General features: G+C 59.8%; 10 protein-coding genes. 7 read left to right on the top strand and 3 right to left on the bottom strand.

Annotation, left to right across the window (positions count from 1 at the left end):
* Positions 1–13: 13 nt before the first annotated feature.
* From GYM67_RS00185 to GYM67_RS00155, 7 genes are all read left to right on the top strand, one after another.
* Positions 14–622, top strand: coding sequence for an MptD family putative ECF transporter S component (locus GYM67_RS00185; RefSeq protein WP_220236595.1), 609 nt, complete (start codon positions 14–16; stop codon positions 620–622).
* Positions 619–1,317 carry an energy-coupling factor transporter transmembrane component T gene (locus GYM67_RS00180; RefSeq protein WP_220236594.1) on the top strand — a complete coding sequence of 233 codons (699 nt, stop codon included), beginning with the start codon at positions 619–621 and terminating at the stop codon, positions 1,315–1,317. Before GYM67_RS00185 ends, GYM67_RS00180 begins: the two co-directional genes overlap by 4 nt.
* Positions 1,295–2,746 (top strand): ABC transporter ATP-binding protein, encoded by a 1,452-nt coding sequence (locus tag GYM67_RS00175; protein WP_220236593.1) that lies wholly within the window; start codon positions 1,295–1,297, stop codon positions 2,744–2,746. The genes GYM67_RS00180 and GYM67_RS00175 overlap by 23 nt, the downstream gene beginning before the upstream one ends.
* A gap of 142 nt (positions 2,747–2,888) precedes the next feature.
* Positions 2,889–3,590 (top strand): ABC transporter ATP-binding protein, encoded by a 702-nt coding sequence (locus GYM67_RS00170; RefSeq protein WP_220237321.1) that lies wholly within the window; start codon positions 2,889–2,891, stop codon positions 3,588–3,590.
* 2 nt (positions 3,591–3,592) lie between these two features.
* The gene (locus GYM67_RS00165; protein WP_220236592.1) at positions 3,593–7,051 is read left to right on the top strand and encodes an FtsX-like permease family protein; all 3,459 of its coding nucleotides are present in this window, start codon (positions 3,593–3,595) and stop codon (positions 7,049–7,051) included.
* Between the two features lie 103 nt (positions 7,052–7,154).
* Entirely contained in the window at positions 7,155–9,980 is a 2,826-nt protein-coding gene (locus GYM67_RS00160) for an ABC transporter ATP-binding protein/permease (protein WP_220236591.1), read from the top strand.
* Positions 9,981–10,061: 81 nt separating this feature from the next.
* The gene (locus GYM67_RS00155) at positions 10,062–10,934 is read left to right on the top strand and encodes a formate/nitrite transporter family protein (protein WP_220236590.1); all 873 of its coding nucleotides are present in this window, start codon (positions 10,062–10,064) and stop codon (positions 10,932–10,934) included.
* A 118-nt stretch (positions 10,935–11,052) separates the two neighbouring features.
* Here the strand turns inward: GYM67_RS00155 and GYM67_RS00150 are convergent, their stop codons facing one another.
* From GYM67_RS00150 to GYM67_RS00140, 3 genes are all read right to left on the bottom strand, one after another.
* Positions 11,053–12,177: a LacI family DNA-binding transcriptional regulator gene (locus GYM67_RS00150; RefSeq protein WP_220236589.1), complete on the bottom strand. Its 1,125-nt coding sequence runs from the start codon at positions 12,175–12,177 to the stop codon at positions 11,053–11,055.
* A 138-nt stretch (positions 12,178–12,315) separates the two neighbouring features.
* A complete protein-coding gene (locus GYM67_RS00145; protein WP_220236588.1) occupies positions 12,316–13,200 on the bottom strand; it encodes a carbohydrate ABC transporter permease in 885 nt (294 codons plus the stop codon).
* Entirely contained in the window at positions 13,197–14,063 is an 867-nt protein-coding gene (locus GYM67_RS00140) for a carbohydrate ABC transporter permease (RefSeq protein ID WP_220236587.1), read from the bottom strand. Before GYM67_RS00140 ends, GYM67_RS00145 begins: the two co-directional genes overlap by 4 nt.
* Between the last annotated feature and the right edge of the window lie 131 nt (positions 14,064–14,194).

The following is a 14,194-nucleotide window of genomic DNA, read 5'->3' as shown; positions in this document are numbered from 1 at the left end:
GGAGCGATCCTTTATGAAAGCACTCAAGACAAAAGACCTGGTCAACGTCGGTATTTTCACGGCCCTCTACTTCGTCAGCATGGCTGTGGGCAACTTCATCACCATCTTCGTGGCGGGCCTGGTTATGCCCGGCCTCTCCTCCCTCTTCATACCAGCCATGGTTGGACTGGTCTCTGGCCCGGTCTACATGCTGATGATCCGTCAGGTGCCTAGATTCGGGGCCGTCACCATCGTCGGCGTCATCATGGGCCTCTTCCTGCTGGTCTTCGGCCACTTCGCCCTCTCCTTCATCCCTTACGCTTTCTGTGGCCTGCTGGCTGATCTGGTTCAGTCCTCGCTCAGGGAGAGCCGTCCCAATCTGGCCCGTTACCTGAGCTATGCCATCCTCACCTTTGGCTGCACTGGCCCCGTCCTTCCCCTCTGGTTCATGAAGGACGCCTACGTGGCAAGCCTGGTCCGCCGTGGCAAAAGCCAGGAGTACATCAACGGGGTCTTCGCGCCCATCACCGGAGCGACCTTCCTGGTCTGCATTCTGGCCACCCTGGTCGGCGCCCTGCTCGGGGCATGGATAGGCGCCAGGATCGTCGACAGGCATTTCAACCGGATACCCGCCAAGCAATGAGGCCTATCTCCATCTACACCAGATTCCTGCTGGTCATCTTCGCCAACGCCCTTATTTTCATCACCTTGCCCACCCCACTGGTTCTGGCCATAAACGTCTACTTCTGCAGCTTTCAGGTCATCGTGGGCAGGGTGAGGAAGGGCCAGGCCTGGCTTCTGGTCTGCCTGGTCTTCGCCCTGGGCGCCTCCCTGGCCATGGTCTTTCCTGAAAACCTGCCGGGGCATTACCTGCTCTTCCTCTTCGTCGGCGTAGGCAGGGTCCTCCCCCTGGTGCTGGTGGCGGCCTTCATGATGGGTACCACCAAGGTCTCGGAGCTGGTCTACCTGATGCGCAAGATTCACGCCCCCCAGTGGCTGGTCATCCCCGTAAGCGTGCTCTTCCGCTTCTTTCCGACCGTCAGGCACGACTATGCCCAGATCAGACGGGCCATGAAGTTCAGGGGGATTGCCGTCACCACGGGCGACATGATCTGTCACCCACTGCGGACCATGGAGTACATTTACGTGCCCCTCCTCAACAACGCCACCAATGTGGCCACCGACCTGACCTCGGCCGCCCTGACCAGGGGGATCGGCGACCCCGGGCCCAAGGCCTCCATCCAACGGATTGCCTTCACTGAACTGGATGCGATCATGTGCGCCCTTGGCCTGGTCCTTATGGGATGTGGAGCCTATGTTGCAATGTTCCAGGCTTAGCTTCACCTACGAGGGCGCCAGCAGACCGTCCCTCAAGGAGGTCTCCTGCCGAATGGGCAAGGGACGGCTGATCGTAGTCACCGGGCCGAGTGGGTGCGGCAAAACCACCCTGTCCAGGGTCATCAACGGCCTGATCCCCGAACTTTACGAGGGCAAGCTGGAGGGAGAGTGCCTGATCGGGGGCGAGCCAACCACAGCCAGGCCCATCTACCGGCTTTCAGAGCAGGTTGGGTCGGTCTTTCAGAATCCCAAGACCCAGTTCTTCACCACCGACGTCCGCAGCGAGCTGGCCTTCCCCCTGGAGAACACCGGGATCCAGCCGGAGGCCATCCGGGAGCGCATAGACCAGGTAGCTGATCTTTTCGGCATCGCCCCGCTTATGGACCGGGACATCTTTTCCCTGTCCGGGGGCGAGAAGCAGATGATCGCCATCGCCTCCTCCTGCATGATGGACCCGCAGATCCTGGTCCTGGACGAGCCCTCCGGCAACCTGGACGTCGAGGCGGTGGCCAGCCTGGCGCAGATCCTGGGTCGCTTGAAGGACCGGGGCTTGACCATGGTCCTGATCGAGCACCGCCTCTACTACCTGGACGGCCTGGCCGACGATTTCCTGGTCATGAAGGACGGCAGGCTGGCGGAGCATATGACGTCGGCCGCCATGAGAGGGCTGGATGATCCAAGCCGCCAGGTCATGGGGCTGCGGGCCCTCAAGCTGGATGCGGCCCAGGAGGCGAGCGCCCCTGCCAGGGTCATCGCCAAGAAGACCCCCGATCTGCTGCGGGTCAGGAATCTGACCTATGCCTACCACCGCGACCAGGCTCCCGCCCTGGATGTGGACGACTTGACCCTGTCCAGCGACGACATCACCGGCATCATCGGCCGCAACGGTGCTGGCAAGAGCACTTTCGCCTCGGTCCTTACCGGCCTGCTCAAGCCTGGCAACAAGTCGGAAATAAGCCTGAATGGGGCCAGGCAGACCAGCAGGGAGCGTGTCGAGGACTCCTATATGGTCTTTCAGGATGTCAACTACCAGCTCTTCAGCGAGACCGTCGAAGGCGAAATGCTCCTTGGGGCCAGACGAACCGACCTCTTCAGGGAAGTGGCACGAAAACTTGACCTGGAGCGGCTCCTGGGCCGGCACCCCAACACCCTTTCCGGCGGAGAGAAACAGCGAGTGGCCATCGCGGCCGCCATACTGTCGGGCAAACGCCTGGCGGTTCTGGACGAGCCAACCAGCGGCCTGGACCTGCTCCACATGAACCAGGTGACCGGGATGATCCGCTATATGCGCTCCCTGGGAGTCATGGTGATCGTCATCTCGCATGACCAGGAGTTCCTGGCACAGACCTGCCAACGGTTCATCACCTTCCGCCAGGGCAGGCCGGTCAGGGACAGTCGCAAACTGGGCAACCTCCTGCAAGCCCTCTGAGCCCTTGCCGGGCCTGTGGACATGTTGCCGCCCGGCAGGCGGTTCTCCTGTGCCCCAGGCCCTACGAACGTATACAGTAGTGGGGAGCAGAGCATCGGGGGGCGTCCCTTGCGTCGGACGGCCAGGGTTACGAGAGGGCATGATGGGCTATATCGACGTCATTGGAGAAACGAAGCGGTATGCGACCGGCGAGACGACCATTGTGGCCAACAACGACGTCACCTTCTCCATCGAGAGAGGCGAGCTGGTGGTCATCCTCGGAGCCTCGGGGGCGGGCAAGTCGACTGTGCTCAACATCTTGGGCGGCATGGACACCTGCGACGAGGGCCAGGTGATCGTGGACGGGAAGGACATCGCCGGCTATGACGCCCGGCAGCTGACCACCTACCGCCGCTATGACGTGGGCTTCGTCTTCCAGTTCTACAACCTGGTAGCCAACCTGACCGCCAGGGAGAACGTGGAGCTGGCTTCGGAGATCGTAGACAACGCTGCCGACCCGGTCCAGACCCTGATCGACGTGGGCCTGGGCGACCGGATCGACAACTTCCCCGCCCAGCTTTCCGGCGGCGAGCAACAGCGGGTGGCCATTGCACGGGCCGTAGCCAAGAACCCCAAGATCCTGCTCTGTGACGAACCCACCGGAGCCCTGGACTATCGGACCGGCAAGCAGGTGCTGCGCATCCTCCAGGACCAGTGCCGCCAGAAGGGCGCCACCGTGGTCATCGTCACCCACAACGCGGCCATCGCCCCCATCGCCGATAGGGTCATCCGCATGCACGACGCACGGGTCCAGGCCGTGCAGACCAACGACAGCCCCGAAGACATCGAAAACGTGGAGTGGTGAGGATGCAGCCCGTCAGAAAGGTGCTCTGGCACGACATCCGGGTCTCCCTGCGCAAGTCCTTGGGACGGTTCATCTCCGTCGTCTGCCTGGTGGCGCTGGGCTCCTTCGCCCTGGTCGGGCTGAGTGTGACCGGACCAGACATGCGGCAGGCCGGCAACGTCTACCTGTCCAGCCACCATCTGGCTGATCTGATGGTCATCAGCAGCTATGGCCTGGACCAGGAGGACCGGGATGCCATCGACACCGCCCCCGGCAGCTCGGGAATCGAATACGGGTATCTGAAAGATGTGGTGCTCAAGGGGACCGATAAGAGCCTGCGCATCTACTCCGCCCCCGACCGGATCTCCACCTATGAGCTGGTCGACGGATCCATGCCCAGCAGACCGGATCAGGTGGCGGTCGACACGGCCCTAGCCGGAAGCCACCCCATCGGCAGCAGCATCAAGGTGGACGAGAAGGCCGACCAGCTGGGCAGGAAGGTCTTGAGGCACCACAAGCTGCGCGTGGTGGGCACGGTCAAGTCAACCGAGATCCTGAGCAAGGTCAACATGGGTCCCTCCACAGCCGGATCCGGGTCACTGGACTCCTACGCAGTGACCACGCCCGGGGCCTTCAGCTCGAACGAGTACATGATCGCCCGCCTGACCTTCAAGGACCTGGACCGGATCCGGGACCACTATTCCGACCAGTACATCCAAGCCCTGCAGACCCACAAGGACGATCTGAACAGGATTCTGTCAGGCCGCCCCACCGCCAGGCTGAACGCCATCAAGGCCCCACTGAAGAAGCAACTGGACCAGGGGCAAGACCAGGTGGACCAGTCCAAAGAGGAACTCGAAGGGAACCGGCAGCAGCTGGAACAGGCCAGGAAGGATCTGGACCAGGGTGCCCAGAGCATCCAGTCCGCCAAGAACCAACTGGCCGCCAAGACGGTGCAGGCCCAGGCAGCCATCGACCAGGGGCAGCAGGAGGTGGATCTGAGCTCGGCCGTACTGGCTCGAAAGCAGAAACAGTACCAGTCCTCCGCCAGCCAGGTGGCCCAGGGCAGGCAACAGGCCGACCAGGGGCAGCAGGCCATCGATCAGGGACAGGCCAAGCTTGATAGTTCCCGCCAGCAGCTGGAGGGCGGCAAGGCCCAGGCTGACCAGGCTGTAGCCCAGGCCCAGGAAGCACAGAAGCAATGCAGGCAGGGCATTATACAGGTCACCGGCCTCATTCAGGCCATTGACGCCCAACTGGCCACACCCGGGCTGACCCCCCAGCAGCAAGAGGAACTCAACCGCAGAAAGGCCGGGCTTCAGGCCCAGCTGGCCGAGCTCAACCGGCAGTCGCCGCAGATCGACGCCCTGGTGGCCAAGGCCAAAGCGGGCCACGATGCCTTCATGGCCAATCAGTACACACCCGGCATGGCACAGGTTGCAGCCGGCCAGCAGACCCTGGATGCGAAGCGGCAAGAACTGACCCAAGCGAGGGCCAAGGTGGAGGAGGGCGAGCGCCAGCTGGCCCAGGGCAAGGCCCAACTTGATCAGGGTTCGGCACAACTGGCCCAGGGCAGGGCCAAACTAGCCCAGGCCCGGCAGCAGTTGGCCAGCAGCCATGCTTCAGCCCAAGGGCAGATCGACCAGGCCCAGGCCACCCTGGATCAGAAAAATGCGGAATACCAGACCAAACTGGACAAGTTCAACAGGGAGAGCCCTGACGCCCAGAAGAAGATCGACGACGCCCAGAAGAAGCTGAACAAGGCGGCCGACCAGCTGAGCCGGCTGGAGAAGCCGGTCTACGCCCTGGACTCGCGCCGTGAAGCGCCCGGCTCAGAGGGCTACAAGGTTTACGCCTCCGTCTCCTTCATCGTGGACTCGCTGGCCAAGGTCTTCCCCTACTTCATGTATCTGGTGGCCGCCCTGGTCACCTTCACCACCATGACGCGCTTCGTGGACGAGGAGCGGATCAATGCCGGAACACTGAAGGCCCTGGGCTACAGGGACCAGGATGTCATGGCCAAGTTCCTGGTCTACGGCGGAGCAGCCTCGGCCCTGGGCGCGCTTCTGGGCATCGTCGCCGGCCACACCCTCTTGCCCTGGATTGTCTACCAGGCTTACGCCCATGCCTTCGACATGCCGACTATCCACTATGGCTTCCACCTGCCCATCACCCTCCTGGCCTGCCTGCTGGCCTTCCTGAGCGCCGTGGTCCCGGCCTTCCTGAGCGCCTGGCGGGAGCTGCGCGAGAAGCCGTCGGCCCTCCTCCTGCCCAAGCCGCCCAGCGCCGGTTCGAAGATCTTCCTGGAACATATCCCGCTAATTTGGAACAGGCTCAGCTTCACTCACAAAGTCACTGCCAGGAACATCTTCCGTTACAAGCAGCGGATGCTGATGACCATCTTCGGGGTCTGCGGGTCAGTGGCCCTGCTGATGGCCGGGTTCGGCGTGCAGGGATCCATCTCGGCCATCAACGAGCACCAATTCGGCCAAGTCATTCGCTATGACCTGATCGCTGCCGAGAACAGCCAGGCCACCACCGACCAGCGCCAATCCATCAAAAAACGGCTGGAAAAGCCCGATGTGAGCCGTTCCCTGAATGTGCGCTACGAGGAGATGAGCAAGACAGCCGGCCACAATGCCGACAAGCAGTCCATCACTATGATCGCGCCGGCCAGCTCCGAGCGCCTGGACGACTTCATCCGCTTGGACACCCGGTCCAGGCACAAGCCCCTGAGCCTCAAGGGCGACGGCGTGATCCTCTCCGAACGGATCGCCCAGCTGACAGGGACAAAGACCGGCGACAAGATCACCCTGCAGGATTCAGGCGGCAAGGACAGAACCATGCGGGTGGACGGCATCTGCGAGATGTACTTAGGGCATTTCGTCTTCATGAGCCCATCGGCCTACAGGACCGTCTTCCACCAGGACTTCTCGCCCAACGCCCATCTGGTCACCTTCAAGGACTCCAGCGCAGATAACACCAGAAGGCAGGCCGCCTCCTTCATGCGGATAGACGGCATCCAAGGGGTGGTGCAGAACACGACTCTGATGAGCCAGATCGACACCGTAGTCAGGTCCCTGAACATAATCATGCAGGTGCTGATCATCGTAGCCACCCTGCTGGCCCTGGTCATCCTCTACAACCTGACCAACCTGAACGTGGAGGAACGGATCCGCGAGCTGAGCACCATCAAAGTGCTGGGCTTCTACGACCGAGAGGTGACCATGTACATCTACCGGGAGACCATCCTCCTGTCGGCCATCGGCGTCCTTGCCGGGTACGGGTTCGGGGCCTGGCTGCACCACTACATCATCACCACCGTGCCGCCGGACGACGTCCTCTTTGACCCCTCCATCAGCTGGGTGGCCTTCGTTGTGCCCCTGATCATGATCACGGTCATCACGGCCGGCCTGGGCTGGATGGTCAACAACAAGCTCAAGCATGTGGACATGCTGGAGGCTCTCAAATCGGTGGACTAGGCCATATCGGCATTTACCCATTCTGATGGCGTAAGCTGGCACTCCAAGAGTCCATAAGCCCATGCCATTGAGCCATTGAGAATCCAGAAAGCGGAGGACTACGGTGCTGCAGATTGAACACATCTCCAAACAATACAAAACAGGGGACTTCGTCCAGCAGGCCTTGAATGATGTCAGCGTCAACCTGCGCGACAACGAGTTCGTGGCCATCCTGGGCCCCTCCGGTTCCGGCAAGACCACTCTGCTCAACATCATCGGCGGGCTGGACCGCTACGACCAGGGCGACCTGATCATCAACGGCACCTCCACTAAAAAGTACAAGGACCGGGACTGGGACTCCTACCGCAACCACACTGTGGGATTCGTCTTCCAGAGCTACAACCTGATCCCTCACCAGAGCATACTGTCCAACGTGGAGCTGGCCCTGACCATCTCCGGCGTGCACCGGCAGGAGCGGCGGGAGCGGGCCAGGCAGGCCCTGGAGCAGGTGGGGCTGGGCCAGCACGTGAACAAGCGACCCAACCAGCTCTCGGGCGGGCAGATGCAGCGGGTGGCCATCGCCAGGGCCCTGGTCAACAACCCCCGCATCCTCCTGGCCGACGAACCCACCGGAGCTCTGGACTCCGAGACTTCCATCCAGATTATGGACCTGCTCAAGGAGGTGGCCCAGGACCGGCTTGTGGTCATGGTCACCCACAACCCCGAGTTGGCCCACCAGTACGCCACCAGGATCGTGGAGCTGCACGACGGCTCTGTGATCAGCGACTCCGACCCCCTGCCCGACGACCAGGTGCCCATCCGCCGGGCCCGCCACCGCACCTTCGGCAAGGCCTCCATGGGACTGCTGACCTCCCTATCGTTGAGCTTCAACAATCTTCGAACCAAAAAGGCCCGGACTGCACTCACAGCCTTCGCTGGATCCATCGGCATCATCGGCATCGCCCTGATCTTGTCGGTGTCCACCGGAGTCAACCGCTACATCGACAGGGTGCAGCGGGAGACCATGACCTCCTACCCCATTACTATTCAGGAGCAGTCCTTCGACCTGAACAAGATAGCGGACTCTGCCCAGGAATCCCAGAAGGAGGCCGAAGCCCACAAGGATCTCAAGGCCATCCAGCCGGACGACTCCAGCATCAAGGGGGCCTCCAGCCTGACCAGCAGCATCACCCAAAACAATCTGACCAACTTCAAAAAATACTTGGATAATCCCAGGAGCGAAATCCACCAGTACGTGGGGTCCGTGGGCATCCAGTACTCCTATGCCACCAAGTTCTCGGTCTTCGAGCACGACCCGGACGGCAAGCTGGTCTCTGCGGACAAGGTGACCATGAATGGGCAGGATGCCGCCAGCTCTACCGCCAGCCAGATGGCCACGGCCAACACCGACAGCGACATGGGCGACATCCAGTCCAAGCAGATGTCCTACCTGACCGGCAAGACCGAGAAGAACAAGGCCCCGGAGATCTTCGGTGAGATCATGCCAGGGGCCGATGCCAAGACCGCCATCAGCAAGGTGGTGACCGACAACTACCAGGTGGTGAACGGCACCTGGCCTAAGGCCAAGGACCAGGTGGTCCTGGTGCTGGACAAGAACAACCAAATGCCCGTCACCAGCCTCTACAAGCTGGGCATCCTCCCCTCCAGCCAGTACACCGACATGATGAACAAGCTCAACAGCGGCCAGGAGGTCAAGGTCGACACCAAGCCCATCGAATACGCCAAGGCCATGGACCAGAAGCTCTCCCTGGTGCCCGCCGCGGACCAGTATGCCAAGGGGACCGACGGCCACTACCACTACATCGGCGACAGCACAGACCAGATGACCAAGGCCGCCGACCAGGGCCTGCAGCTGCGGATCGTCGGCATCGTCCGCCCCAACCAAGGGGCCAAGGCCACGCCCCTCAAAGTGGGCGTCGGGTATACCCGCCAGCTGACTGACTACCTGATCGACCAGGCCAAGACCAGCCCCATCGTCACCGACCAGGAGGCCGATCAGGGCCACAGCGTCCTCAACGGAATGGCCTTCGCCCCTGCCGACGATGCCGCCAAGGCCAACGATGCCAAGGCCTATATCGCATCTCTGGGCGTTACCCAGAAAGCCGGCATGGCCCAGGAGATCATGAAAAGCCCAGCGGCCATGGCCGGCCAGGAGGCCCAGGGCCGGGCCGGAGCCGCTGCAAGAGCCCAAAGTTCTGCGGGCATCCCCACGGGGGCCTCTGCCGAACAGCAGACAGCCCAGGCCTTCGACCAGTACATCGCCACCGCCCCGCAGGATGCCCTGGTCGCCATATACAACCAGTACGTCTCCACTGGCACCTACGCCGACAACCTGAGCGACTTCGGCCTGATCTCCCGGGATGCCCCCTCCCGCATCAGCATCTACACAGACAGCTTCGAGAACAAGAATTCCGTGGGTGACTCCATCAAGCATTACAACGACAAGGCCGCGAAGAAGAACAGGATCGTCTATACCGACTACGTGGGCCTGATGATGAATTCGGTCACCACCATCATCAACGTCATCACTTACGTGCTGATAGCCTTCGTCGGGGTCTCGCTGGTGGTCTCCTCCATCATGATCGGCATCATCACCTACATATCGGTTCTGGAACGGACCAAGGAGATCGGCATCCTGCGCGCCATGGGCGCCTCCAAACGGAACGTCTCCAACGTCTTCAATGCCGAGACCGGCCTCATCGGACTTCTGGCGGGCCTGCTGGGAGTGGGCATCACCCTGCTGCTGATCATTCCGGCCAACAGCATCATGCACCACTTCATGGGGACCACCGAGGTCAACGCCGCCCTGCCTGCCTCAGGCGGTATAGCCTTGGTCATTCTGAGTGTGGTTCTGACCCTGATCGGCGGCCTGATCCCCTCACGAAAGGCAGCCAAGCAGGATCCTGCCACCGCCCTGCGCACCGAGTGAGGTTGAGTGACACTGGCAAAGAAGTGAATTCCCGCACAGTCTGGCCTTAAGGGCGGTCCCTCTTTACTTGGGGATGCCATAATGAACCCCGTGAATGAGCAGCCCAATCAGATGACAGACCAGCAGAACAGGCAGCCCCTCTTCCCCGGGCGGGCCTTCATCAGCACCGTCCTGGACGTGGTTGAGAGCAAGAAGACCATGAGCGGCGCCCTGACCGGCAAGTACATGCAGCGAGCCACCATGGCCGGCCTCTTCGTGGGTATCTTCTTCACGGCCTTCTTCGTTATCATGGGTCAGGCCGGGCAAAACCCCGCCGACCACGGCTTGATCCTGGCAGGCCGTGTTCTGGCGGCGACCACCTTCGGCTGGGCCCTGGTCCTGATCTACTACACCAACTCCGAACTGCTGACCTCCAACATGATGGTGGTCACCATAGGCGCCTATCACAAGCGCCTGGGCTGGCTGGCCTCCCTGCGGATCCTGGTCCTCTGCCTTCTGGGCAACCTGGCAGGAGCCCTGGTCGTGGCCGTGATCCTCCGTTTTTCATCTATCGTTAGCGGGCCGACCCTGGACCAGATGCTGACAGCCGCGGCGACCAAGACCGGCTACATCTCCGGCGGCCCTATGGGGTTCGCCGACCTGTTCGTACGTGGCATCCTGTGCAACTTCTGCATCAACATCGCCATGCTCATGGTCTACAACGGCAAGCTTTCCAACGACTTCACCAAGTGCATCATCATGGTCGTGGCCGTCTTCGTCTTCGCCTTCTGCGGGTTCGAGCACTCGATAGCGGATTCGGCCCTCTTCCTTATCCTGGGTGTCTTCGGGCAGGTCAATGCCTGGAAGGCAATCCTGGTGGTCCTGGTGGCCATGCTGGGCAACTACGTAGGCGGCGGCATCCTGATCGGCCTGAACTTCGCCACCATGAACGATGAGCGCCGGTTCAAGGCCTGACCGCAGCTGCCACATACAGCGGCTGAAACAGCGTTGCCTAGGAAAAACCACAGCCTGGGACACTGTCTGCTTCAAGTGCAGCCTTGGTTGGATAGTCAATTGCTGCTATAGCCGATCTTCATCGGCCACGTCCAGACTGTGGCGGAGCCGTGGACTCCCGAATGATCAGTCGCGACGAGACCTGCTCGTCCCCCATCGCGCGGCTTTGTTGCAACTGATCAAGATCCGGCTCCTCTTCCTCACTTGCCTTATGAGTCCCGTCGTCCACCTTGCCACTCTTGCTTCCATTGGCCTCCGGCCGGTCATCACTGTCAGGCCAATGAGCCAAGCGTTCAACAGCCTTGGCCCCTATTCCTTGAAAGTTCTGCCGCCAGGTCGTAATGCTTGGGACGGTCACTTCACCGATAGGGTTGCCATCGAAGCCGGCAACGCTGACATCTTCCGGAACCTTCTTGCCCTCGAGAAGAATGCCTCGTATGACACCTGCGGCCACCTCATCGTTGCCAGCGAAAATGGCTGTGACCTCCGGGAAAGAGCACAGGTAGCGTCCAATCTGCTCCGCCTTTCGGAAATCCCAGGTGCAGGACAAGGGTTCCTCGATAGGAGCCCCCACTTCCTCCAAAGCACGCCGCCAACCCAGGGATCGCGTATATTTATTGCCGTTTTCGGGAATGGATACATGGAAAACGGTTTTATGCCCCAGTCTCAGCAGGTACTTGGTGATCTGGTATCCGCCTTCATAGGCACCTATCAGCAGGCTCCCCGAAGCCAGATCAGCTTCATCCACGATTACAGTGGGAAGCGATTGTGCAATGTATCCAGCGAAAGAGTGCAGGAGGCTGGAACGCTCCACGTCCAGGATGATGCATCCGACCGGCCTGTTCTGGATGAGCTGGTCTACAGTCTCCTTGACCATCTCATGACCATTGCCGACCAGGGTCACTGTGACCAGATAATGCCGTCGGCGTGCAGCCAGTTCAATCCCTTGCACCAACTGCATGGATCCGTATAGGGATATATCCGTGGCGATAACCGCGATGGACTGAAATTCATTAGACACTAAGGCTCTGGCAATGGTATTGGGTCGGTAATTCAAGTCCTTGACAGCTTCAGCTATGACCTTACGCTTGCCGTCGCTCAGGTTGCGGCCACCATTGAGATAACGGGAAACCGTGGAAACGGAAACACCGGCCTTTCTTGCCACATCCTTGATGGATGGAGCCCGTCTTTTCCCCGCAACCATCTGCAACCATCCTCTCGAACACGCAGACGCCCGGCAAGCCTATTGCAGGCTGCCAGGCGGCCGACGCAAACATCAATCACCCTATCTGATTGTGTCACAACGGACAGGTTCGTGGTCCTTCGTACACCGTGCTACCTCTCACTTCACCGCCCCTCCGGTTATCCCTGAGATGATCTTCTTCTGCGCCACAGCGAAGATGATCAACAGCGGCAGGCTCATCAGAATGATATAGGCAAAGATGTAATGCCAATTATTCAGATAGAGTCCGGCATTGGCCACGTTGTAGAGGTTCAGCGGCAGGGTGTCCATCTTGCCCGAGAGGATAAAGAGCGCATAGAAGACATCATTCCAAATATACAGAATGAGCAGGATGGTCGCGGAAGCCATTGTGGGCCCAAGGAGGGGCAAAACAATGGTAAAGAAGACCCTCATAGGCTTGGCTCCGTCGATTCGAGCAGCTTCCTCTAAGGAGATCGGGATGGTGCGAATGAACCCGGTGACGAAGAAGATGACTGTCGAAAGGTAGATCCCCACATAGACGCAGATCATGCCGATGGCGGTTCCCGCCAGACCGATCATCTTCAAAAGCAGCATGACCGTAACCACGGCCGGCGGCAGAATCAGTCCAGATATGCATAGGGCATATACCAGAGCCATGGCCTTGGTAGCTCGTCGAGCCAAAATCCATGAAGCCATGGAACCAAAGATCAAGGCCACCACGACAGAAGGAAGCGTTACCACAAGAGAACCGAAGAATGCCGGAATCATCTTGCCTTGGGAGAGGACGATGCCGAAGTTTTCAAAGAGATGCCACTTAGTTGGCAACGCCAAGGACAGTCTTAGGGCCTCAGCCTGATCCTTGCCCGCTGTAACAACCAGCAGATAGAAAGGCACCCCTAGGCAGGCTACAACCAGAAAGACCAGGAGGACGGTGTGAAGCACCCTTTTGCCCAGAGCTCCCTTGTGTCCCGCAACACGCATGCCAGAATTAGTGGCGGCAGGTTCAAAACTCGCATTGCTCATAGTATCTTGGCCTCTCTTCTGCGAAGGTACCAAATCAGAGGAATGGCAATAATCATTACCACAATAAAGAGCAGGAGGCTCATCATCGTCGACTGTGAATACAGACCCTGGCCGAAGGTTCTCCAGACGAAGAGGTTGAGGATCTCAGTGGAGCCGCCAGGGCCACCTGCTGTTGTAGCCTGCACGGTATCGAACCCATTCATTGAACCAAGGAGGGAGGTAGCCACATTGAAGGTCACAGCCGGGGCCAGGAGCGGGAATTTGATCTTCCAGAAAATCTGCCAGGAATTGGCTCCATCGATTTCGGCTGCCTCAAGGACATCCTCATCAATGGTTTTGAGCCCGGACAGGTAAATGAGCATGGCCAGACCAGCCCATTTCCAACCCTGGATTGCGGAAACTATGACGATCGACCAGGTGGTGCTTCCCAACCAGGCCGTGCTAATGGTCCTTCCCGCAAAGAAACTCAGTATCTGGTCCAAGGCGCCATTGGCCTGAAGGACGGCCTGCCAAACATATCCCACGGCGAGGGCCGACATGAGCACAGGTATGAAGAAGAGTACGCGGGCGATGCGGTTTTCAGTCGTGTCCTTTTCAAGAAAAACAGCCAGAATCAGCCCAAAAGTATTCTGAAAAAGGGCGACGAAGAATGCGAAGACTAGTGTGGTCCTCAAATCCCGGAGCAGTATCCCGTTTTTGAAAAGGCTCATGAAGTTGTCGAAACCGTTGAAGGAGATGGCCGTCTTGAAGGCAGACCAATCAGTAAAGGCATAGATGAAGTTCAGAACTGTGGGGACGAAGAAGAAAACAAGTAGGATAGCCCCCGCTGGAACCAGGAACCGAAGCGGGTAATTCTTTTTCATAACCGCTGTTTCACTATTGGAACCAATAGATCGGTTCCCACCCAAGCGTTTCCGGCCTTTTTCAGCAGGACCCGCAGCGAATGCATCAGACATAAAAGGTCCTTTCTTCCGATGTGATTGTCCAATTCATG

The sequence above is a fragment of the Bifidobacterium asteroides genome (assembly GCF_019469425.1).
GTDB classification, from domain to species: domain Bacteria; phylum Actinomycetota; class Actinomycetes; order Actinomycetales; family Bifidobacteriaceae; genus Bombiscardovia; species Bombiscardovia asteroides_I.
This window is presented reverse-complemented; position numbering and strand designations above follow the sequence as displayed.